The 21,883-nt window shown below is 58.6% G+C and carries 24 protein-coding genes and 3 pseudogenes; 12 read left to right on the top strand and 15 right to left on the bottom strand.

Annotated elements, in window-relative coordinates:
- Nucleotides 1-145 precede the first annotated feature (145 nt).
- Together EFB14_RS23380 and EFB14_RS23375 are read left to right on the top strand one after the other, a co-directional pair.
- Nucleotides 146-355: a hypothetical protein gene (locus tag EFB14_RS23380; protein WP_126829068.1), complete on the top strand. Its 210-nt coding sequence runs from the start codon at nt 146-148 to the stop codon at nt 353-355.
- A 307-nt stretch (nt 356-662) separates the two neighbouring features.
- Entirely contained in the window at nt 663-878 is a 216-nt protein-coding gene (locus EFB14_RS23375) for a hypothetical protein (protein WP_125850304.1), read from the top strand.
- A gap of 114 nt (nt 879-992) precedes the next feature.
- Here EFB14_RS23375 and EFB14_RS23370 read toward each other — a convergent pair whose 3' ends face one another.
- Entirely contained in the window at nt 993-1,886 is an 894-nt protein-coding gene (locus tag EFB14_RS23370) for an AraC family transcriptional regulator (RefSeq protein WP_126829067.1), read from the bottom strand.
- A gap of 89 nt (nt 1,887-1,975) precedes the next feature.
- Between EFB14_RS23370 and EFB14_RS23365 the strand changes: the two genes are divergently transcribed.
- Complete coding sequence (locus EFB14_RS23365) at nt 1,976-2,929, top strand: alpha/beta hydrolase family protein (RefSeq protein WP_126829066.1); 954 nt, start codon at nt 1,976-1,978, stop codon at nt 2,927-2,929.
- Nucleotides 2,930-3,331: 402 nt separating this feature from the next.
- On the opposite strand, the gene EFB14_RS23360 is transcribed toward EFB14_RS23365, so the two are convergent.
- On the bottom strand, nt 3,332-4,105 hold the full coding sequence (locus EFB14_RS23360; protein ID WP_126829065.1) for an SDR family oxidoreductase: 774 nt from the start codon (nt 4,103-4,105) through the stop codon (nt 3,332-3,334).
- Nucleotides 4,106-4,193: 88 nt separating this feature from the next.
- Here EFB14_RS23360 and EFB14_RS23355 point away from each other — a divergent pair, with 88 nt between their 5' ends.
- Complete coding sequence (locus EFB14_RS23355) at nt 4,194-4,829, top strand: TetR/AcrR family transcriptional regulator (protein WP_125850313.1); 636 nt, start codon at nt 4,194-4,196, stop codon at nt 4,827-4,829.
- Nucleotides 4,830-5,100: 271 nt separating this feature from the next.
- Here EFB14_RS23355 and EFB14_RS23350 read toward each other — a convergent pair whose 3' ends face one another.
- From EFB14_RS23350 to EFB14_RS23315, 8 genes and pseudogenes are all read right to left on the bottom strand, one after another.
- On the bottom strand, nt 5,101-7,191 hold the full coding sequence (locus EFB14_RS23350; RefSeq protein ID WP_126829064.1) for a VCBS domain-containing protein: 2,091 nt from the start codon (nt 7,189-7,191) through the stop codon (nt 5,101-5,103).
- A 271-nt stretch (nt 7,192-7,462) separates the two neighbouring features.
- Nucleotides 7,463-7,714: pseudogene (locus EFB14_RS23345) on the bottom strand (SRPBCC domain-containing protein); the annotation flags it as partial.
- Nucleotides 7,715-7,860: 146 nt separating this feature from the next.
- Nucleotides 7,861-8,283: a type II toxin-antitoxin system VapC family toxin gene (locus EFB14_RS23340; protein WP_125850317.1), complete on the bottom strand. Its 423-nt coding sequence runs from the start codon at nt 8,281-8,283 to the stop codon at nt 7,861-7,863.
- The gene (locus tag EFB14_RS23335; protein WP_125850319.1) at nt 8,280-8,534 is read right to left on the bottom strand and encodes a type II toxin-antitoxin system Phd/YefM family antitoxin; all 255 of its coding nucleotides are present in this window, start codon (nt 8,532-8,534) and stop codon (nt 8,280-8,282) included. The genes EFB14_RS23340 and EFB14_RS23335 overlap by 4 nt, the downstream gene beginning before the upstream one ends.
- A 217-nt stretch (nt 8,535-8,751) precedes the next feature.
- Entirely contained in the window at nt 8,752-9,801 is a 1,050-nt protein-coding gene (locus EFB14_RS23330; protein ID WP_125850321.1) for an acyltransferase family protein, read from the bottom strand.
- A gap of 462 nt (nt 9,802-10,263) precedes the next feature.
- On the bottom strand, nt 10,264-10,896 hold the full coding sequence (locus tag EFB14_RS23325) for a class I SAM-dependent methyltransferase (RefSeq protein ID WP_126829063.1): 633 nt from the start codon (nt 10,894-10,896) through the stop codon (nt 10,264-10,266).
- Between the two features lie 100 nt (nt 10,897-10,996).
- The gene (locus tag EFB14_RS23320; RefSeq protein ID WP_126829062.1) at nt 10,997-11,410 is read right to left on the bottom strand and encodes a nuclear transport factor 2 family protein; all 414 of its coding nucleotides are present in this window, start codon (nt 11,408-11,410) and stop codon (nt 10,997-10,999) included.
- 147 nt (nt 11,411-11,557) lie between these two features.
- Nucleotides 11,558-11,677 (bottom strand): annotated as a pseudogene (locus EFB14_RS23315) (SDR family NAD(P)-dependent oxidoreductase); the annotation flags it as partial.
- A gap of 226 nt (nt 11,678-11,903) precedes the next feature.
- Here EFB14_RS23315 and EFB14_RS23310 point away from each other — a divergent pair.
- Nucleotides 11,904-12,800 (top strand): LysR family transcriptional regulator, encoded by an 897-nt coding sequence (locus tag EFB14_RS23310; RefSeq protein WP_126829061.1) that lies wholly within the window; start codon nt 11,904-11,906, stop codon nt 12,798-12,800.
- 67 nt (nt 12,801-12,867) lie between these two features.
- Nucleotides 12,868-13,221, top strand: a pseudogene (locus EFB14_RS23305) (DinB/UmuC family translesion DNA polymerase); the annotation flags it as partial.
- 120 nt (nt 13,222-13,341) lie between these two features.
- Here EFB14_RS23305 and EFB14_RS23300 read toward each other — a convergent pair.
- The 5 genes from EFB14_RS23300 to EFB14_RS23280 all read right to left on the bottom strand — a co-directional run bounded on the left by EFB14_RS23300 (nt 13,342) and on the right by EFB14_RS23280 (nt 16,932).
- The gene (locus EFB14_RS23300) at nt 13,342-13,488 is read right to left on the bottom strand and encodes a DUF1127 domain-containing protein (protein ID WP_125850333.1); all 147 of its coding nucleotides are present in this window, start codon (nt 13,486-13,488) and stop codon (nt 13,342-13,344) included.
- Nucleotides 13,489-13,692: 204 nt separating this feature from the next.
- Nucleotides 13,693-14,421 carry a transporter substrate-binding domain-containing protein gene (locus EFB14_RS23295; protein WP_126829060.1) on the bottom strand — a complete coding sequence of 243 codons (729 nt, stop codon included), beginning with the start codon at nt 14,419-14,421 and terminating at the stop codon, nt 13,693-13,695.
- 37 nt (nt 14,422-14,458) lie between these two features.
- On the bottom strand, nt 14,459-15,226 hold the full coding sequence (gene hpaI / locus EFB14_RS23290) for a 4-hydroxy-2-oxoheptanedioate aldolase (RefSeq protein WP_125850337.1): 768 nt from the start codon (nt 15,224-15,226) through the stop codon (nt 14,459-14,461).
- A gap of 8 nt (nt 15,227-15,234) precedes the next feature.
- A complete protein-coding gene (gene hpaH, locus EFB14_RS23285) occupies nt 15,235-16,017 on the bottom strand; it encodes a 2-oxo-hept-4-ene-1,7-dioate hydratase (protein WP_125850339.1) in 783 nt (260 codons plus the stop codon).
- Between the two features lie 21 nt (nt 16,018-16,038).
- Complete coding sequence (locus tag EFB14_RS23280; protein WP_126829059.1) at nt 16,039-16,932, bottom strand: dioxygenase family protein; 894 nt, start codon at nt 16,930-16,932, stop codon at nt 16,039-16,041.
- Nucleotides 16,933-17,220: 288 nt separating this feature from the next.
- On the opposite strand from EFB14_RS23280, the gene EFB14_RS23275 reads away from it, so the two are divergent.
- The 6 genes from EFB14_RS23275 (at nt 17,221) to EFB14_RS23250 (ending at nt 21,875) form a co-directional block, all read left to right on the top strand.
- A complete protein-coding gene (locus EFB14_RS23275; protein WP_125850343.1) occupies nt 17,221-17,955 on the top strand; it encodes a GntR family transcriptional regulator in 735 nt (244 codons plus the stop codon).
- Nucleotide 17,956: 1 nt separating this feature from the next.
- Entirely contained in the window at nt 17,957-18,787 is an 831-nt protein-coding gene (locus EFB14_RS23270) for a sugar phosphate isomerase/epimerase family protein (RefSeq protein WP_126829058.1), read from the top strand.
- A gap of 76 nt (nt 18,788-18,863) precedes the next feature.
- Complete coding sequence (locus tag EFB14_RS23265; protein ID WP_126829057.1) at nt 18,864-19,532, top strand: amino acid ABC transporter permease; 669 nt, start codon at nt 18,864-18,866, stop codon at nt 19,530-19,532.
- Nucleotides 19,533-19,543: 11 nt separating this feature from the next.
- Nucleotides 19,544-20,194 (top strand): amino acid ABC transporter permease, encoded by a 651-nt coding sequence (locus tag EFB14_RS23260; protein WP_126829056.1) that lies wholly within the window; start codon nt 19,544-19,546, stop codon nt 20,192-20,194.
- A gap of 51 nt (nt 20,195-20,245) precedes the next feature.
- Nucleotides 20,246-21,088: a transporter substrate-binding domain-containing protein gene (locus tag EFB14_RS23255; RefSeq protein WP_126829055.1), complete on the top strand. Its 843-nt coding sequence runs from the start codon at nt 20,246-20,248 to the stop codon at nt 21,086-21,088.
- Nucleotides 21,089-21,152: 64 nt separating this feature from the next.
- Nucleotides 21,153-21,875 (top strand): amino acid ABC transporter ATP-binding protein, encoded by a 723-nt coding sequence (locus tag EFB14_RS23250; protein ID WP_125851029.1) that lies wholly within the window; start codon nt 21,153-21,155, stop codon nt 21,873-21,875.
- Nucleotides 21,876-21,883 lie beyond the last annotated feature (8 nt).

The following is a 21,883-nucleotide window of genomic DNA, read 5'->3' as shown; positions in this document are numbered from 1 at the left end:
TAGATATTCGTGTTTTGTTCCCTTTTCCACACCTGATCGGTTAGTGTTTGCTTCGATTGTCTCCAACGATCCCGTTAGGGGGTGCGGAGTTTTGCCATACGCGCTGGCGTCAGGGGCAGGAAGCGCGGCTGACAGGAAGATCACGGTGCTTCTGATACATACCAAAACCTGCCGCGAGAAGATCGGCTGGATAGTCGACTTGGCTGGTGATGACAGCGATGCCGTAACTGTTAGCGTGGCCGGCGGTCGCAACGAGGAAGAGGCGATGGAGCGGGGGGAGGCGGTGGAGTTTGAGGTGGCGGCCGCCCAACGCACAGGAGATTTCAATGCTTGGGGTTTAGCAAGTGCTCGCTGAGCGGCCCGCCGAATAATACAAACTATTAATCGAAACACTGCTCAATTTGTATTTTCGAGCGAAATCAAATAATGAACCCTTTAATTGCAAAACAAATTGTGGACACAGAACTCAAAAAAGTATTATTTATTGACAAGATACAAAGGCTTCACAAAGTATCTTTGTAACGCCATGACGCGTTATGCCTAGAAAACACCCCCTTTCTTGATCCCCGCCATGACGGGGATTCTTTATTCTCATCCACATAGGCATAGTTATCTGATTGTACCGGGAACCTAGCCGATCCCTTGCTGACTGGCACAGGTGGATGGAACTCGAATCTGCCAGCGCGCTTGCAGAGATTGACCGCTATGGTGGCCATTGGAAGAATTACGCCGAAAGCCATGCCGATTTTGACGAGGACTTCAGTATGCAGGGCGAGGTGCGCAATGCCGCTGTGGCCCTGTACGAAGCGATTATGGATAAGCGCGAAGGCAAACGTGTCTCCGCAGGCTCAATGCTGATGCAGCCTCGCGAAAAATGACGCTTGCGGAGGCTTGAGTCCGGCACTGGCCAAATATTTCTGTCGCGTTCACATTTCGGACTCTTTACGGAATTTTCAATTAGCCGCGGTGCCAGCGGTCGGTCGCCAGGTTTTTCAGCAGCTCCGCGCAAAGGCACCGGGTGTCATTCCCACATATCGGGCGAACGCGACATTGAAGGCACTGGCGGAGGCATAGCCGACCCTCGCAGCAATCTCGACAAGCGGCGCCTCTCTGCGACGCAGCATATCCTTTGCCAGGGCCATGCGCCAGTTCGTCACATATTCCATGGGCCGCACTCCCATCTGCTGCCGGAAGCGGTCGAAAAACGCTGAGCGTGACATACCAGTCGCCTCGGCCAGCATTTCGACGGAGACCTCGCCCGCCGGATCACGATGGATGCGTCGCAGGGCAGGCGCCAGTCGACTGTCAGCGAGACCGCGCAGTAATCCGGGGGATGTCGTAGTGTTGCCCGCGCTACGCAACGCGGCTATGAACAGCACCTCCAGCAGCCTGGTTAGGATCATGTCTCGCGCCGCGAGCATACTGACCGTCTCCGCATGGATCATCCGAACTAGATCGGTGAGACTGCTCCCATCCTGTACATGAACGATGCCCGGCAGCAGCGAGCTCAGCAACTGCTTGTCGTTGCCCGTGAAGGTGCAATGACCCACCATGGCGGTAACCTCGGCAGCCGCTTCCGGATTGCCCAGGCGGAAAACCCCGGGACTCGTCTCCAGCCGCTGCGGCAGGGTACCTCGCGGCGGAGGCATAAGACTGCTCATGGTAAGGGTATGGATTTGCGGGACCAGAACGAAATCTCCTGCTGCGAGCCTGATCGGTACTCGGTCATTGATCGTAAGCAGACAGTGTCCTTCCACGATCGCACAATAAAACGGGCTCCCAAGATCTCGGCGCTCCACGAGCCACGTCCCGCCCGCCGTTACCAGCTTGGCGATCGAAGGAGCGGGTTTGAGGAGCGAGACAATTTCGGCGAGCGGATCAGACATAATGGACGTTCGCTAAATAGATGCGGATTTGCAAGCATAGAACGTCCGACCGATCCCGTCCATTTTGGCGCTCTTAGCAGGAGGCACAAATGACGACCAACAACCTGATCAATTTTGCGAGCTACATACCGACCCCGAAGGCGATGCTAACCGTCGCCTACTCACCGATTCGTCTAGATCTTGCCGGGCGGCAACCTTTGGAACTGCGTTTGACCGCACCGACGATCGGCAGCAAACTGCCGATCGTCATCCTGTCGCATGGCTTTGGACCTTCCTACTATATTCCGTCGAAGGATGGTTACGCTCCCTTGGTGCAGTTCTGGGCGGAGCGTGGGTTCGCCGTCATTCAACCGACGCACGCGAGTTCTCGCGTCGGTGGACTTTCGGCAGATGCAGAGGGCGCGCCGTTCTTTTGGCGAGAGCGCGTTGCCGAGGTGCGGGCGGTTATCGACCTGCTGCTCGATATCGAGGAGCAAGCACCGGCGGTAGCGGGTCGGCTTGACCATGGACGCATCGCTGCTGCAGGGCATTCCTTTGGTGGCCACACTGTGAGCCTACTCTTGGGCGCGCGTCTTAATGGAGAGGCGTTCTGCGATCCCCGAATCTCGGCAGGGATCCTACTTACGGCTCCGGGCCGGGGTGGGACGGATCTCACGGCAGAGAATGCAGCGCGCTTTCCGTTCTTCGATCTCGATTTTGCCCACCTATCGACGCAGAGCCTTGTCGTATGCGGGGCAGATGATAATCCGCACTTTACACCGCGTGGTCCTGAATGGCACGCCGATGCGTATCACGACGGGCCAGGCGCGCGAGCTCTGCTCACCCTTCATGGCGTTGGCCATGGGTTGGGCGGCATCGCAGGACTCGATGCCAAGGAGACCGAGATCGAGGCACCAGACGGGCTTGAAGCTACAAAGCGGATGACGCTCGCTTGGTTGAGAACTGCGCTGGGGTATGATGCTGCGGCTTGGGCTTCCGCCTGTGGGGCATTAGCTGGTCGAGCGAGCACCCTTGGACACGTCAAAGAAAAGCCGCGCGGGTAATTTCCCTGCTGGATGGAAGCCGTCCCAACCGCTAGTTGGACAGCCTCCCGCTTTCCAGATGTCCATAACTGGCGCACGGAAAGCGGGACAGCGCCGGGGCGATATCTACTTGCTAGCAGGCGCGATGACGGCCTTTTGACCGAAATGAGGGCGTAGTCAGTTCAGTCGATTTTCAAATGTGGTTCTCTGCGCAGAAACGCACGGGCCCGCTCCGCGCGGGGCCATGGTCGAGGACGCCGCGCCGATCTGCACGCTCACGACCGCCGAGCTGACAGGACGCCTGCCGTCCTTGCGAGCCGGTGGACGAAGCCAAGATCGCGCTCAGCGAGCGCGGTCAATTTCGTCAAGAATACGCCCTATGCCGCTTGGTTTGACGGCTTGCATAGCGGAGCCTCGGATAGATCAGATCCGAGCACCACCTGTTGCATCGATCATCTGGCCGGTCGTCCAGCGCGCATCGTTCGATGCAAGGAAAGCGATGACGTCGGCAACGTCTTCCGCCCGGCCGACACGGGAAAAGACTGAGAGTGCTTCGGCGCCGGCGCGCGCGTCGGGTGACGCCAGCCACTCTGCATTCATATCCGTCTCCGTCACACCCGGCAGCACGGCATTGACCGTAATCCCGCGAACCGCAAATTCTGGTGCCAGCGCCAGTGTCAACGTCTCCAGCGCCCCCTTCGAGGCTGCATAGGCCGGATGCGACGGGGCCGCGATCCGCGTAAACCCTGTCGAGACATTGATGATGCGGCCGTTGTCGCGAATGTGGTCGGCGACTGCCTGGATCAGGAAGAACGGCGCCTTGTAGTTAATCGTCATCACCTCGTCGAACGCGGCTTCGCTCGTCTGCTTCAAGGGTATCGCGGGCGCAATGCCGGCATTGTTCACCAGAATGTCGAGAGCGGGCGAACCCGACTCGGTGCGGGCAGCTTCGCTGAATTGCGCCCAAAGGCTGTCGGCAGAGTCCTTGCCCTGCCGCAGATCGGCCTTCACGGCTACAGCCTTGACGCCGAGCGTTTCGATGTCGCGGACAGTGGCATTGGCCGCATCCGAATTGGCGGTGTAATGCACGCCGATCAGCGCGGCACCTTCTTTCGCGAAAGCCAGGGCTGCGGCTCGGCCGATACCGCGCGAGCTTCCGGTGATTAGGGCTGTCTTGTTTGCGAGTCTATGGGACATGCATCACTCCGTTGATAAATTAAATAGTGACCCCTATAATAAGAGTGAAAGAAAGTCTGTCAATATTTTAATAGGGATCACTATTTTAATGGATGAGCCAGTCCGCAAACGAGGCAGACCACGCGTGCTCGATCGCGACGTCGGGCTCGACATCGCCGCACGCCTGTTCTGGGAACGCGGCTATGAAGGAACCTCGACCGCCGACCTAACGAAGGCCATGGGGATCAATCCGCCGACGCTCTATTCGACTTTCGGCTCCAAGGAAGAATTGTACCGTCAGGCGCTCGACTTCAGCATTGCCCGTGAAAACAGTCGCCGGTCGGAAATCCTGCAATCCAATCTTCCGGTTTACGAAGCCCTGAGCCGCTACCTCTACGATATAGCCGATGGCGATACCCAGCCTGACAAGCCGCGGGGATGCTTGGTCTCGACGGCGGTCCTCCAGCATGCGGAAGAAAATGCATCGGTCGCCCGGATGACGGCGGCACTGCGCGAGGCGTCGATGCAAGTTCTCAAGAGCCGCTTCGATCGGGCAATCACCGAAGGCGAATTGCCGGCGGAAACCGATACCGACACGCTCGCGCGCTTCTACGGCGCGATCATCCAGGGCATGTCCGCCCAAGCCTGCGACGGCGCCTGCAATGCTCTGCTGAAGCGTCTGATCGACATCGCACTCACGGCCTGGCCCGGAATGCGTCAGACCTCGACCGGAAATTCGGATTGAAGATATTGAGCAATTCGATCGCGTCCCGGACGGCAGCAATTGAACGCGTGTGACCTGATGCTATCCACCGATGAATTCGTCGCGCCCAGCGCGCTGGGCGCACAAACTCCGGGACCTCCCCGTCAGGCCCGAGTACGGGAATGGGCGCAGAATTTCGCTGCTGTCGGAAGACGCCTGTCCGCGCCGCCGATGGATCCTGTCATTGACGCCGCAGGCGAGGTCTTCATTGGGCTGCGTCTGCGGTGAATGCTGGTCGTGATCACAGCTCGCCTCAGCTAAACAAGAAGTCGCCCGAGTTGAAGTTTGAAAGCCCGCCGAGGGTTGTGATGTTGTCGAATTCAGCGACCAGCACCGCGCCGCCGGCTGAACTTGGGTTCTGATCGTAGTAGACCGCCGCATGGCCGAGATCCGTATTGTGGAACACGAACAATGCCCCTGTGGTTATGTTGCTGTAACTATTGATGGTGCTCTGGACGGTTGCGTTCGTGACGCTCACGTCCGTTTTGACGGCAACCTCGGTTCCGGCAACATTGATCGTGCCGTTGTTTCCCACCTTCACATTGTCCACGCTTGTATTGTTGTTGCCGACGGCGAACTCGAACGTGCCGCCTCCGACGTCCAACTGGAACCTGTCCACGGTTGTGCTATTCGTCCCAGCGTTGAAGTCAGTCATATGGTTCGTGGTGGTGGCAAACTTTTGCAAAAAGAAGGTGTCATTTCCCACGCCGCCGGTCAGGGTGTTGTTGCCAGCACCACCGTTTAGGGTGTCGTTGCCGTCTTGGCCGAAAAGAGTGTCGTCACCTCCGAGCCCGAACATCGTATCGTTACCGCCACCGCCGTAGAGAACGTCGTCGCCCGTTCCACCGGTCGGATTGTCCACTGAGTTGCCATTGCCACCGGTGATAATCGTGAACGTCTCGGTCTTTTCGAAGGCCGGGCCTATAGGATCACCGGTCTGCGTTGCCGCTACCGTCACTGAAAATGTACCATTCGTCGATAGCGCATCCGAATGAAGCGTGTTGCCGGCAATCGAAAATAAGCCCGGATTCGACTGCGAGGCAATGCTGAAGCTGAACCCACCTGTGTCGGGATCAGTCGCCGACAGCAAACCACTGAACTCAAAACTATTGAAGTTGACGCTATCCGGCGGAACGACAGGCGTCAGCTTAATGTCGGTCGGCGCCTGCCTAGCGGGACCATCATCGGCGCCGGTGATGGCGACGACGATGTTGTGGCTGGCCGTGCCGTCGAGCGAGCTGACGCTCAGCGTATCGCTGACGGCGTCGCCCTGGTTGAGCGCCTGCGTCGCGGCCCGGCTGTTGTCGAGCGCATAGGTCCAGCTGCCGGTGGCGGCATTGAAGGTGAAGCTGCCATAGATGCCGTTGAGGGAGGCCGGGACGGCAAATGCCGCCTCGCCGTCGTCGACATCGCTGACCGTCAGCTTGCCGGAGGCATTCGCATCGCCGCTGCCGGCCGCACCCGCCTCGACCGTCGCCCGATCGTCGGTGACCGTCGCATCGACGACGATCGAAGCCGCATCGTTGGCGCCGGTGATGGCGACGACGATGTTGTGGCTGGCCGTGCCGTCGAGCGAGCTGACGCTCAGCGTATCGCTGACGGCGTCGCCCTGGTTGAGCGCCTGCGTCGCGGCCCGGCTGTTGTCGAGCGCATAGGTCCAGCTGCCGGTGGCGGCATTGAAGGTGAAGCTGCCATAGATGCCGTTGAGGGAGGCCGGGACGGCAAATGCCGCCTCGCCGTCGTCGACATCGCTGACCGTCAGCTTGCCGGAGGCATTCGCATCGCCGCTGCCGGCCGCACCCGCCTCGACCGTCGCCCGATCGTCGGTGACCGTCGCATCGACGACGATCGAAGCCGCATCGTTGGCGCCGGTGAGCGAGATGGAGACATTTGCCTCGCTCAGCGTGCCATTGCCGAGCCGTATCGCGTAGACGAAACTATCTTTGAGGATTTCACCGGCAGACAGCGTATTGATATCCGCGCCCGAGCCGACGATGCCGCTTCCATCACTAAGACGGTATTCGATCTTTCCATTATTGATCCTGACCCAATTGCTGAGCAGGGTCTTCTCCCAGGCAGATGCCCCGTTCGCTCCGACGTCTTTCGCAAGAAGCTCGTAGTCGGCGGTAATTGGATTGCCATCACCGTCGTCGACCGAAAAGAGGGATTTGGCATTCCCGCCAAGATCATTCGACATGACGTCGAGGGTTATGGTTTTGGTGGCCGCATTGTAAAGCTGGAGACTGAGCAGTTGGTCTTCTGTCCAGATGTAAGAGTCATCCTTCGCCTGCGGCGTATTGGAGAAAGAAGTCGTGCTGCCGCCGCCGGTGCTTTGCGTACCCATCAAAATACCCCCATAACACAAAACAAGTAATCCGGCGCTAATTCAAGATTATCAAACCAGCATGACACGCGTGAACACGCGGCCGCGCCGGTAATATCGGCAACGATGCCAACTTTTCTTAAACAATAGCCGGAATACTCCCCATCCCTAATAAAGTGTTAACACATATACTGTGAAATGAAAGACGATTTTCTTGCGATGGTAAATTTATTCAGCAATTCGTTCCGAGAGACGCAGAAGTCGCAGAGCTCGATCCTGACGAGCGGTGGGGGCGAACGCGTTCGCCAGGGACGAGATCGAGAAATTCGCCGCCGAAGGCGTGGCTGTTACCTGTCGTGAAGTTGCGGGACGACATTCTGAAGGTACCGCCGACGGCCGGCTCCAGATGATGCACGGTGCAGAGAAAGCCGTTCGGCGGAAGCCATTTGGCAAGCGCGTCGGCCTCGATGAAGGCGCGATAGACCTTGTCCGGGCTGGTATCGCCAACTTCATCAGTGGTTCGGCCACCAGTGTCCCGAGGGATGCGCTGGGATAACGGCCGTGAGGCTCTCGACCGGAGCTGAACCTGAGATCCTGTCATTCGACGTCTGGCGCAGTTGGAAGGACATGAACTGCAGAGTGGCCTGGGGAGTCTAAATAGACATCGCTAGCGGGTGCCCGCACCCGATTTCAGTCTTGCCAGGGGTCGACTATGATCACGCCGGTATCGTCGAAATCCTGAACATTACGCGTGACTACAGTTAAGCCGTGAACCAGCGCGGTAGCGGCAATCAAAGCATCAGCCTCGTTGCGGCGGTCTGGAATATGTAAGTGGGCACAACGCGTCGCTATCGCATCATCGATTGGCAGAACTCGCTCGGCGAATTCAGGGCGAACACGGCTATCCATCCATCCCCGTAAGCGAGAGCCCTGGGCAGCGTCGCGACGCTGGATGGTTAATATCCCGCGCTCAATTTCCAGGATCGTAATTGCGGAAATGAACAAGTCATTGGAATCTTGCGCACCGACCCACTTCGTCACATTGGCATCTGCTTTACCGTCTCCAACTTTGCGCAACTCGGAGAGGACGTTGGTATCCAACAGGTACTTCAAGACAAATCGACCTTGCGAGGTGCAATTTCGGCTCTCGGTGGATCGAATTCAATCGTCGACAAACCAGGCATTGAAAGAGCATCGACGAGATTCCGGCGCTTGCCGGTCAGGCGGACGAATTCGCTGTATGTCATCAACACATGGGACGGCTTCCCGCGATCTGTAATAACTACAGGACCTCTTTTGGCAGCCTTCTTTGCCTTGCTGACGTCGTGGTTCAACTCCCGGCTAGACAAACTTGTGATGCTCATAGAATACCTCGTAGAATACCTCGATGTAGGAACATACCTACATATATGATATTATCGACTGTGGAGCAATATCCAAGATAGCCGCCTTGAAGGGAATCGACCCTTGATCCCTTTATTTAAATGCCGCTGGCATAAATAGAATTTATGGAATTTTTCCGTCTCGCAGTCGCTGGGATGTGTGGGTCGAAGCCAGCTTTTCTCAAGGACTGATGGGCTGTCACCGGAGGAGTGCGATCCGCTTCAACCGCAGCGCACGCTTTTCCAGGAGATGCCACGAAAGCCACCCGAGCAACCACGATGCCGGCAGAGAAAGGGCAAAGACCGCCCACCACGTGCTGTACTGGCCGAGGGCATGGTTCATCACCTGCTCCACTGGCCATCCATAGAGATAGGTGCCGTAGGAGACGTCGCCTACCCGTTCGAGAGTCGGCAGGCGTATTACCGGCGAGGTCGCGATGTAGATAAGCGGATAGGCAAACAACATAGGGCGGTAAAAGTAGTTGGGCCAGATAACGAGGCAGAGCACACCGAGCACCACAAAGATCAATGCCAGGACAATATTAGGCTGTCGCTTTTCCATCACGATCCAGAGAAGCGAACCGCAGCAGAAGTAGGGAGCGATAAAAGTGAAGTCTGTCAGGAACCGTATGTTTGGCCACGGATGATCGAAGAAAAGCTGCCAGGTCACGCCCACGGCGAGGACAAGTGCCATAAGCTGGGCTCGCAGAAGCCCGATTGCCATTAATCCCGCGATGATGAGGTAGCAGAAGATTTCCTGCCCGATCGTCCAAAGAGAGCCGTTGACGAAGGTGGCGAGCCAGGAGATTGCGGGATCATAAAACTGCACGTGCGGCAGAGTCATGCCGAAGTTCGGGTCGAACAGCGAATGCAGTGTCGTCTTCACATGAAGCGACTTGAGCAAGTAACCGCTGATGCCCAACGGGCTGAACAAGGCACCCAAGACATAGACGCTCAGCAGCGTGCAGACCGCAAACGCCGGATATATTCTCAGCGCCCGCCGCCAGAGAAAACCGCCCGCGCTGCCGAACTGCGCGCTCTGTGTGACGAGGAAGCCGCTCGTGATGAAGAACGCATAGACCCCGAAGATGCCAAGGGTGCCCTGGCCGAGCAAACGCCGGAAGGGCTCGTTCGCCGAGGTCTTTTCCGAGATAAGAAAGGCATGCGAGAAGATCACCATGGAAGCTGCAACGAGCCTGATCATGTTGAAGTTCGGGTAAAACGCCTTCTCGATTTCCCGCCCGTCCATGCGAGCCTCCCGCGCTTCCACAGTTTAACAAACTAATAATTTGAGTTTTGAATGATGTCATGGGCCGTTGTGAAGACGGGATTATGACTGATAACCTCCGGTCTGCTCAGATTCGCCTCGGTCGTACACTTGTTGTTTTGGCAGTGATCTTTCCATGCCTGATCATACACAGTCGAAGCACGTTGCATCATCCCTGGCGGAAGAATTCTGATAAGCATATTTGCCGTGAGCTTTTCATAACGCCATTACTATTTCGGGGGCATGTGGGCCCTTCGATACTGGCAAAGAGAGTATTGAAGCGGGGCGGGGTCTGCCCGTACGAGCAATTGGGGCAAAAGATCTTCCTCAGCAATGCAGGCTCTCCAGCGAGTTCCGAAAGCTGGCGTTGCTGCAGACTGGCGCAGTTGAGCAGTATCCTGGCATCCTTGGGTGGTCGACTTGAGGTTGGCGCGCCGGCCTTTGTCAGGGCTTCACGAACCGATATGCGAAGCGATCGGTCTGGCCCTTGATCGAGGGATCGAACACCTTGATCGCGTGCGGATCGTCGTTGTTTGCGAGCATTGTGCTTTCCGCATCCAGTACGAAGCCGGCCGTCTCCACCTCCTCGCGCACGGAGGCGGGGTCGATGCGATGCAATGACTGGGCATCACCTGTGCCGGCTCCGGCGGCGGCGGCGTGATCGACGATGACGTAGAACCCACCGGGCTTCAGCCGCTCGTAGACCGCTCGATTGAAGTCGGCCGCCGTCGCGCCCCTGGCCTGCATCAGCGCGGTGTGGAGATCGTGGTAGAACAGGTGCAGCCACAGGACGTCCGCTGGCTCCGTGGCCTGCAGTATCGCGACGAGGTCCGCCGAGACGGCTTCGACATTCTCTCGGCCCGGCTCCTTCGCGAGCGTCCGCATGCGGCCAACCGGATCGTTCTTGAAGTCGGCGACTTCGGCCGGCACGAAGCTTGTGACTCGACCTTCGGGTCCGACCATGTCGGAGAACAGGCGCGTCCAATCACCGTCGCCTGGGTAGACGTCAATGACAGTGGAGCCCGCATCTACACGTGCGAACCGGATCAACTCGGATAGTATGGATTGGTCGTACATCGGAATCTCCTTTGCGGTTGGGCACTAGACGAGCGCGCGGCGTACAATGGGGCGATTTTCTCTGATCTATCATCTACACCGAACCGATGGCCGAACAGTGCTATGCAGGCCCGGCCGCGCCCATCTGCGCGGCGCGCGCCAATGCTTGTGTGTCGACGTATTCCCGGATGTTGGTCAGTCTGCCGTCCCGGACGGTGATGGCGAAGATCCAGTCGTCCTCGAACGTCTTGTTCGTGGCTTTGATCCTTCCCCTCGCGAAGCCGAGCACGAGGACCCGGTCTCCTTGCGCCACGAACTCCCGGGGTTCCGTGGACGTTTCAATCGACTTGGATGCCGTCTCAAGCAAATCCTTTAGCCCCGCGTGTCCGCGGTGCGTTCCGGCCAGCGGCCAGTCTTTGCCGGGGATGATCCACTCGATGTCATCGGCGACCAGTGCCAGCAGGCCATCCCTGTCGCCGCGGCCGATCGCGGCGAAGAAGTCCTTCACGGTCTGGATGTTCTTCTCAATGCTCATGGGAATTTCTCCATTTGGCGCCGATCGCATCGTGCTCGATCCGATCCGTGCATCGTAGCCCTGCCGGTTGGCACGTCGTGTTCATCAGTCGAACTTGACCAGGTCCTTGAAGATCAGTTGACCCCAGCTATTTCCGCGCGCGTGGACCTGCCGACGGCCGTAGATGAAGACGAAGGCACCCTCCTCGATGAAGCGCTTTGCGGCAGCGAGGCCGATACCCGTGGCGCCGCCCGTGATCACAGCGGTCTTTCCATTCAATCTGGTCATGTCATGCATTCCTTGTGTCGCGTCTCGGGTCATCGCTTTTCGGAGACATCCTCCGACAGCCTCGATATGGGTTCGCGGGCACCAGGCGGTGAGTGCGCAATCGCGCGCATCCGTGGTGCGTAAACGATCCACTTACGTGATCGAACGCAGCGACGATCATGCGCAATCCTGCCCAGTAGGGTAGACTGGTCTTCGCAAGCCGCCCCATGCGGCGCGGGAATGGACCATGATCGACTGGGATGACGTTCGCTACTTTCTTGCAGCCGCTCGTGGCGGCTCAGTGCGGGCTGCCGCCAAGAGCCTGGGAGTCAACCACTCGACCGTGCTGCGACGCATCGCTCAGCTCGAGGCGCACCTCGGGGCGCAGATGTTCGAAAAGCTGCCTTCGGGTTACCGCCTGACGGCCGCGGGCGAGGAGGTTCTCGAGTTCGCGAACCAGATGGAAGCCTCGTCGCACCAACTGGAGACGCGCGTCTTCGGGCGCGATCAGAGCGTACGCGGGCTTCTGCGGGTGACGCTGCCCCCGTTCCTTGCGACACACCTGCTCATGCCGGATATCGCAGATTTTGCGCGTCTGCATCCGGACATCGAGATGGAGATCGTATCGACCGGCGAGGTCGTGAATCTGACCAACCGGGAGGCCGATGTGGCGATCCGGATGGTCTCCGATCGCAAGACCCTGCCGCTCAATCTTCATGGTCTGAAAGGTCCGGATTTGCTCGCGGGCGTTTATATGTCCCGCGATAGACTGGCCGCTTGGCGTGCGGGTTCGCCGGATCCAATCCGGCCCATCGTCATCGGCGGTCAGGCTGTTCCGGCCTGGGTCGACGAAGGGGAGGTTCGCGCCACAGGGGTTCCGTTCAGGACGCCGGACGCCGACGCGCAGATCGCTGCGGCAAGGCAAGGGATCGGCATGACCAAATTACCCTGTTTCGTCGGAGATGCCGATCACCTGCTGGCGCGAGTTCCGGGCATCGATCTGAAATCACCTGCGACGATTTGGCTTCTCACGCAGGGGGAGACACGCAAGACGAAGCGCGTGCGGCTTTTCACCGAGTTCATATCCCATCGACTCGCCGCGTGCGCTCCGCTCCTCGCCGGGCGGTCCATATCGCGCGGCTGACGTCCCGTGCGAAACCCCACAAATGGGCTAGGGAAATTGCTGTTGGAGATTGGCATTCCCAAGGGGACATGGGCCTGGCTTTGTCGAAACACTGCCTGTCAGGAAATTCCACGGGGTCGGGCCAGCGACCGCCGAGCGCATGCGCAAATATGGGATCGAGACCGCGCTCGATCTGAAATCGAAGTCGCTCGCCTTCCTAAAGGAGCATTTCGGCAAGTCCGGTCCGTATTTCTATGGCATCGCCCGTGGAATTGACGAGCGCCAGGTCAGACCCGACCGCATCCGCAAATCGGTCGGCGCAGAAGACACTTTCGCAGAGGATATCAATGATCTCGAAGGAGCGACGGCGGAGCTGAAGCCGCTCGCAGAGAAGGTTTGGCGCTACTGCGAGGCGCGGGGCATCGGCGGCAAGACGGTGACCAAAAGTCGGAAAGGCTGACGAAGAGAACAAAGATCCAATCGACTCATACGTTGGATTTCGACGCAGAAACGCCCGCGTCTTCAGCGGGCGTTGAGAACTCTTAGACAAAATGCCGTACGGTTAGCGCGCGACCGATGCGCGGGCAACGCTGCGGATGTCGGCTCGGTCGATGCCGAGGTCCTGCAGTTCGCGGCCGGACATGCGGCCGAGTTCGGTGACGGTCTGATGGAACTTGCGCCAGTTGTTGAAAGAGCGTGCTATGTTCATGATAATCCCCTTCCTGAGGGCTATGTGACGTCAGCAACCTTGTTTAGTTCCGGCGTCGTTTCGATGACCGCAACATAGGCGTTTAAATCGGTTTAAAACAGCGACAATCCCTCACCCCACCCATGCGAAAGGCGCATAGATGGAACAGGTGGATCGCCGGCATGCCATTGCTGTGGCCCCGCGATCGACAGAGATTTTGGAGGCTCATTTCCGCAAGGTAATGCCATTGCTTTGCGCTTCGCGAACGACGTTTTCCGAGAAGCCGTGCTGGAGAGCGTCTTCGACGAATTCGAGCACCAGGAGACCCGCAGCCGGGTGGGAACGACTGACAGCGATCGTTTGCCTGATAATGAGGAATGGTTCCAGCAAGACACGAAACCCTTCATGCTCGCCGATAAAGCGCTCGAGAGCCTGCTTTATACCAGCAGATGCGTCATGATTGCCGTTCACAAAAAGGTCGAGCGCTTCCGCTGGCGTTGAAGCATGAACGATTTTGGCGTGAGCGAGACGCCGCGCTAAATAGAGATCATATGCAGCGTTTCGTGTGACGCAGATTTTTACGCCGTCCGAATCGATATCAGCAAAGGAGCGGTACGGACTTCCCTCCCGGACGACAAGCGTACCTTCGATCAGAGCGTAGGCCGGCGAGAACAAGAGCCTGTCTTCACGTGCCGGGTCGGCGGCGAGGAAGGCGACGTCCCACTCGTCGTGATCGACCTTTTCCAGAATTTTGGCGGCCGAGGGATAAGTGACAAATTCAACGCGACAACCAAGGCGCCTTGAAAGGTCGCGGGCCAGTTCAACGCTGACGCCTTCAAATTTTCCCGTTGCCGGATCGACGCCCACCAAGGCGATGTTGGCAAGGTTGACCGCCGCACGCAGGTAGCCCTTCGGTATCAGCGCGGCGCGCGAACGTGCAATTTCGTCGGTCATGTTTTCGATCCTCTACCGAATAGCGCATTCCTGCTGGTCAGCGTTGCTTGAACTTGGCCGCGAGCGTCTCGGTCCCGCGGGCGAGAAGGCCGACATCGATGCCGACCGCAGTAAAAGTCGTTCCAAGTTCGATGCAGCGGGCAGCAAAGGCTGTGTCCGGCGTCAGGATGCCTGCGGGTTTGCTGAGAGCCGCAAGGCGGCTGATTGCGTCCTCGACGGCAGCCACGACCTCAGGATGGCCGGGCTCTCCCGGATGTCCAAGGCTGGCTGCTAGATCCGCGGGGCCGATGAAGACGCCATCGACACCATCAACCTGTGCAATGTCTTCCAATGCCTCGAGTGCCGAGCGGGTTTCCAGCTGCACCAAAAGACAAAGTTCTTCTTCTGCCCGCCTGGCATAGCTCGCGATACGCCCAAAACGTGTCGCCCGCGTCAGCCCCGACACGCCGCGGATGCCGGTCGGCGGATAGCGCATGGCAGAAACCGCAGCTTCCGCTTCCTCCCGGTTCTGCACGTAGGGAATGAGCAGCGTCTGCGCGCCGATATCGAGGTGCCGCTTGATCAATACCGCGTCGTTGCTGGCAGGCCGCACGATCGCCGAGACGTCGTAGGCCGCGACCGCCTGCAATTGCGGCAAGACTGTCAGCACATCACCCGGCGAGTGTTCGGTGTCGAACAGCAGCCAGTCGAAGCCCGAAGGCGCCACGATCTCCGCGGCATAGCTGCCCGGCAGGCTGCACCAGAGACCTATCTGCTGCTTGTTTTCGCGAAGCGCCCGCTTGAAGCGATTTTCCGGAAGATTCATGTTTTCACCTATACAAAAGCGACGCCGATAGCACCGATCGGGCCATAATCGGCGTGGATGACGTCGCCAGCAGCAATGTCGACCGGGCGGGTAAAAGAGCCCGCCAGCACGATCTGCCCCTTCTCCAGTTTGCCGCCAACCGCATGGAGCTTGTTGACGAGCCAGGCGATTCCTGCCGCGGGATGTCCCATGACGGCCGCCGAAACGCCGGACTCCTCGATGATCCCATTCTTGGAGAGCGTCGCCCCGATCCACCGGATGTCGACATCCATCGGACGTATCACGCGACCGCCGACGACGATGGCGCCGAAGGCCGCGTTATCCGCTATGGTATCAGTGATCGCGCGCGGAACTTCGGTCCGATAGTCGATGATTTCGAGCGCCGGCACGATGAATTCGGTGGCGCGCATAACGTCGTAGATGCGGGTGGTCGGGCCTTTGAGATCCTCACCCATGATGAAGGCAAGCTCCACTTCGAGGCGCGGCTTGATGAAGAGGTCGGCCCTGATCTGGGCGCCATCGTTGAACAGGGCATCATCAAGGATGCGCCCATAATCCGGCTCGGTCATCTTCGATGCCATCTGCATGGCGCGCGACGTCAGGCCGATCTTGTGGCCCGCGACGCGCGCGCCCTTAGCAATCCTGCCCTCCGCCCAAAGATCCTGAATGCGATACGCATCCTCGATTTCGATGTGTGGATAGGTCTTGCTGAGCTGCGGGATCGGCACCCGGCTTTCCTCGGCGCCCAGCAACGCCTGCGCCGCGCCGCGGCGTTCTTCATCCGTCAACATGGGTATGGTTCTCCCGTTTGTTTATTTGATTGGCGCGCGCGGTAGGACCGCCTCGCCAGGCTCCATCACGTATGTGTACTCCAGGGAAAACCAGGGAACGCTCACATTCGGATCGTCCGGATGCGGTTCGTCGTGCTGTACGAAATCGCCCGTCAGCGCGGACGTCACCCCGAACTGCACGTCGGAATCGATATTCGGATCGCTCGGGTCGAAAACCTGCGAAATAAGTGTCTTGTAGCCTCGCTTGAAGATCAGCGCATGCAGATGCGCCGGACGATAGGGGTGACGCCCCTGCGCCTTCAAAAGCCGACCGACGACACCGTCCACCGGGATCGGATATCCGATCATCTTCACCGTGCTGAACCAGAAGCGGCCCTCCGCGTCCGTCGTGAATTTGCCTCGCAAGTTCATCTCGGCCTGATCGGGATCCTGGTTCTCGTAGAGACCCACAGGCGACGCGTGCCAGACATCCACTTCGGCGCCCGCAATGGGTTCACCGTGTGCATCCACCACCCGCGCCTGAACGAAAAGTGGAGAACCCGGCGTATCCGACCGGACGATGGAACCGCCATTTTCCACGCGCGGCGAGTTGAGGCGCCAGAAGGGGCCAAGCAGCGACTGGGACGTTTCCGTTTGCCCCTGGTCGCCGTTGTTGAGCAAGCAAACCAGCGTCGAAACGCCCAGAGAGCCCGACATCAAGACGAACTCGTTATGACTGTCCGTCTGCAATTGGCCGATTTCGTTGAGGACCGCGGTGGCATCGCGAAACTCCGGCTCCGTCAGGCGGACTTCGCGAACAAAAGCGTGCAGATGCTTAACCAGCGCCGTCAGGATCTCGCGAAGCCGGCCATCTGCAGTCTGCGCCATCACCGTCAAAACAGCCGCCGTCACATCCTCGTGCGTCTTTATCACCATCACACACCTCCCTATGGGCGTGCCTGTTTTGAAAAATCATCGATTATTTGTCAAGCCAAACCTCCATGCAAATGTAGGATATTTCAAGGGAATGAGCGCACAGCGCTCAAAATACGGCAATATATCTTTGATATTATTCGATAAAATTTAAATGTTTTCGGGCGCAGTCCGAAGATTGACCGCCAACGCTCATCAAACTGTTGACAGCAATAATCGTTTATTATACGGATCGTCGATAATGAAACCCGCGATCTGAAAAGGTCGTGGAACCATCTGGGAGGGTGTCAATTGCAATCAGGACCTGGCAGCCTCATTTTGGAAAGCGGCGCGGAGGCGGCAACGTCATCCTTTCTAGATGACGGCAAAAACACCATCGCCAGCCAGCTTGTTTCGCGTCTGCGTGAAGCGATTATTTCCGGCCAGCTCGAGGCTGGCAGCAAGATCAATCTTGATCGGGCAAAACAGAGCTTTAACGTCAGCCTCAGCCCTTTGCGAGAGGCATTGGCGCGTCTCATTTCGGATGGACTTGTCGAATTCGAAGACAATCGCGGCTACCGCGTGTCGCCTGTTTCGCTGTCGAACCTCGAGGAGATCACCAGCCTGCGCGAGGAGTTCGAAACCTATGCGCTGCGGGAATCCATGCGCGTCGGTGATGTTGAATGGGAAGGCAATGTCATGCGTGCGTTGCACCGCCTGAACCGCACGGAACGGGATGCGGCAAAACCCGAAACGCTTGAACAGTGGGAGGCCGTTCACCGGGAATTTCATCTCACCCTGATTTCGGGCTGCCGCAAACCGTTGCTTCTCAGTTTCTGCAAAACCATGCTGAATCTGAATGACCGCTATCGGCGCACATTTCTCACTCGCACATCCGGCGACCGCAATGTCAGCGTTGAGCACAGCGAAATCGCCCAAGGAACAGTGGCGCGGGATATGGAATATGCCTGCGACCGGCTGCGCGAGCACATCCATCGTACTGGCACAAATCTGCGACGGCATCTCGCTGAAAAGGGAATTGCCTGAAATGGAGATCCGGCAGGAAACCATATCACCCAATGCTTCCGCATCGCCGCTGGGGGTCGCGCATTTTTCCGCGATCGACGTCGAGCCCGCGAAATTCGTGTCGCTCTCCGCTGCTGCGGGCTTTTCATCGGTTGGCCTGCGACTTCATCCGGCCTTTCCCGGCGCTCCTTATTATGAGCTGCCCTTGGGAAGCGACGCAGCTCGCGACGTAAAAGCCCGCCTCGATGGCGAAGGTATTTCGCTCTACGACATCGAATTCGTCGTCATCGGGCCGGACTTCGATCCCAGCGCGCTGACGTCAATGCTTGCAGGCGCCAGCGCGCTCGGAGCGCGCCGTCTCAGCGTTTGCGGCGACGACCCGGATCGGGGGCGCCTTGTCGCCAATTTCGCGGCACTTTGCGACCTCGCGGCCTCCTTCGGTATGGGGGTTGATCTTGAGAACATGGGCTGGCGCACCGTCGTCAGCTTTGATGATAGCCTGTCGATCGTGCAGGAATCGAAACGGGGCAATGCCGGCGCGCTCGTAGATGCTCTGCATTTCTTCCGCAATGGTGGCCAAGCCAAGGATATTTCTGCTGCGCCTCACGGCATGATCAGGAGCATTCAGCTCTGCGACGCCTGCGGACCCGCACCGAGAACGGCGGATCAAATGGTCAGCGAGGCCAGAACGGGGCGTTTTGCGCCGGGACTGGGTGAGCTTCCCGTTGCGAGCCTGATGAGGGTGTTGCCGACAGGCGCTGCGGTCTCGGTGGAGGTGCCGATCCGCTCCGGGCAGGCGCCGGAGGAGCATTTGCGTCACCTTCATGATGCCGCCCGAGCGTTGACCGGCTAACCAGAAGCACAGCGCAAAACGGATACCACACACGAAGACAGGCAGAGGTGCCCGTCGGCGGGAAAGAGATGTTGTCATGAACTACGTGCTGGATTTCAGTGTTGTCTTCGAAAAGATGCCCGATCTACTGATGGCGGCTCTGGCGACGATCGGTCTGGCTTTGGCCGGCATGTCGCTGGCGCTGGTGATCGGCGTTATCGGGGTCGCGGCCCGGACATCGAATATCCGTCCCTTGCGCGCGGCTGTCATCGCTTTCGTCGAAGTGGTCCGCAATACACCGTTCCTGGTGCAGATCTTCTTCATCTTCTTTGCGCTGCCAATGATGGGCATTCGCCTCAACCCCACTGCCACGGCGATCGTCGCGCTGGCCATCAATGGCGGCGCCTATGCGATCGAGATCATTCGCGGCGGTGTCGACAGCATCCACAAGGGGCAGGTCGAGGCCGGGCTCGCGCTCGGCCTGCATAAGGCGCAGGTGTTTCGCCTGATCGTCCTGAAGCCGGCGCTAAGGGCGATCTATCCCTCGCTGACCAGCCAGTTCATCATGCTGACGCTGACGACATCGGTCTGCACGTCTATCGCAGCCTATGAGCTGACCTCCGTTGCCCAGATCATCGAATCCGACACGTTCCGCAGCTTCGAGGTCTATTTCACCATCACGCTCATGTATCTCGGCATCTCCTGGATGATGATGGGGCTATTTGCGCTGATCTCCCGTCATTTCTTCAGCTATCCGGTGCGGTGAGGAGCAGGATAATGGGTGTTTTCGGCCAAAACGAAATGCTTTTCCTGCTGCAAGGGCTGAAGTGGACGCTGCTTCTATCTGCGATCGGCTTCATTGGCGGCGGCATATTCGGTCTCGTCATCGCGCTCGCCCGGACGTCTGGACGATCCGCGCTCCGCAAGACAGCGGCGGGTTATATCTCCGTCTTCCAGGGTACGCCGCTACTGATGCAGCTGTTCGTCGTCTACTACGGCATCGCGCTTCTCGGCGTTAGCATCGAGGCCTGGATGGCTGTCGCAATCGCCTTCACGCTGCACGCCAGCGCGTTTCTCGGCGAGATCTGGCGCGGCGGTATCCAGGCGATCCCGAGGGGCCAAACAGAAGCCGCCAATGCGCTGGGTCTCCATTACATCTCGCGGATGAAGGACGTGGTGCTCCCGCAGGCCCTCAAGGTCTCGCTGCCGGCAACAGTCGGTTTCCTCGTCCAACTCATCAAGGGTACATCGCTTGCCGCTATCGTCGGCTTCATCGAACTCGCCCGAGCCGGACAAATCGTCTCGAACCAGACCTACCGACCATTGCTGATCTTCGGCATCGTCGGCGCAATCTACTTCATCATTTGCTGGCCCCTGTCTCTCTACGGAGCCCGGCTCGAAAATCGGATGGCGAAGGCCGCCCGGTAAGTTGGCATTCCAACGAATGCACAAGCTCTATCAACCAAGGAGGAGAAGGTAATGATCAGCAGCTTTAAGACCGGCCTGAAGCGCCGTGGAATTCTGTTCGCAGCCGCAGCCCTGGTGATGGCCCCGTGGCTGTCGCCGATGTCTGCACAGGCTGCAACGGTCGAGGAGGTCAAGGCCAAGGGCAAGATCGTCGTCGGCATTCAAGGCGACAACGCACCCTGGGGCTTCGTCAATTCGAGCGGCGTTCAGGACGGCTTCGATGCCGACATCGCCAAGCTTTTCGCCAAGGATCTGGGCGTCGAGGTCGAATTTGTCCCGCTTGCGGTCGCCAATCGCATTCCGGCACTTGTCACCGGCAAGGTCGATATCCTGTTTGCCACCATGGCGATGACGGAGGAACGAGCCAAGTCGATCCAATATAGCAAGCCGTACGCTGGTAACACAATTTCGCTTTACGGACCGAAGGACAAGAAGATGGCCGAAATCGGCGATCTCGCAGGCCTGGAGATCGGCGTTCCAAAGTCAAGCTCGCAGGATAAGGCGGTGACCGCAGCTGTCGGCGACACGGCGACCGTCCGGCGCTTCGACGATGATGCCGCCTCCATCCAGGCGCTGCTTTCCGGACAGGTGCAGGCGGTCGGCGGCAATCAGTTCTACCTCGACCGTCTGGAAGCAGCCAGCGCCGGTACCTATGAACGCAAGATCGATTTCCTCACGACATTCAATGGCGTCGGAACACGACTCGGCGAGAAGGACTGGAATGAGACCGTCAACGCCTTCCTCGACAAGATCATGGCGAACGGCGAGCACGCCAAAGTCTATGCCAAGTGGATGAAGGTGGAGGTTCCGAAGTTCCCCGAATCCATCCCAAACATCCCCTTCACCATCAACTGATACATGTTCTACGCAGGAGATCGCCGTGCCGCACGCCGCTGACACTCAAAGCCCGCTTCTCTCCATGGAAGCAGTGGATAAATGGTACGGCGCATTCCATGCGCTGAAGAACATCAACTTGACCGTCCGCAAAGGCGAGAAGATCGTCCTTTGCGGACCGTCCGGATCCGGCAAGTCCACGCTGATCCGTTGCATCAATGCGCTCGAGAAAATCGAGAAAGGCACGATCATGGTCGAGGGGAAAAAGCTGGATGACAGCGGCAAGTCGATCGACGCAGTTCGGCGCGAGGTCGGCATGGTGTTCCAGAGCTTCAACCTCTTTCCACATATGACCATCCTTGAAAACTGCACGCTCGCGCCGATGCGGGTGCGCGGGACAAGCAAGGCGGATGCCGAGAAAATCGCCCGCAAATATCTCGAACGCGTCCGTATTCTCGATCAAGCCGACAAGTACCCCGCCCAACTTTCCGGCGGACAGCAGCAGCGCGTTGCGATTGCACGGGCGCTCTGCATGGAGCCGAAGGCCATGCTGTTCGACGAGCCGACCAGTGCGCTCGATCCTGAGATGGTCAAGGAAGTCCTCGACACGATGATCGGTCTGGCCAGGGACGGCATGACGATGATCTGCGTCACCCATGAAATGGGCTTTGCCCGGCAGGTGGCCGACCGCGTGATCTTCATGTCCTCCGGCGAGATCATAGAAGAGGCACCGCCGGAAACTTTCTTCCGCAATCCGTCGCATCCGCGCACCCAGGCCTTCCTCGGCGAAATATTGGCTCATCACTGAGGCGAAGC

Source organism: Rhizobium fabae (genome assembly GCF_003985135.1).
GTDB lineage: Bacteria > Pseudomonadota > Alphaproteobacteria > Rhizobiales > Rhizobiaceae > Rhizobium > Rhizobium pisi.
This window is presented reverse-complemented; position numbering and strand designations above follow the sequence as displayed.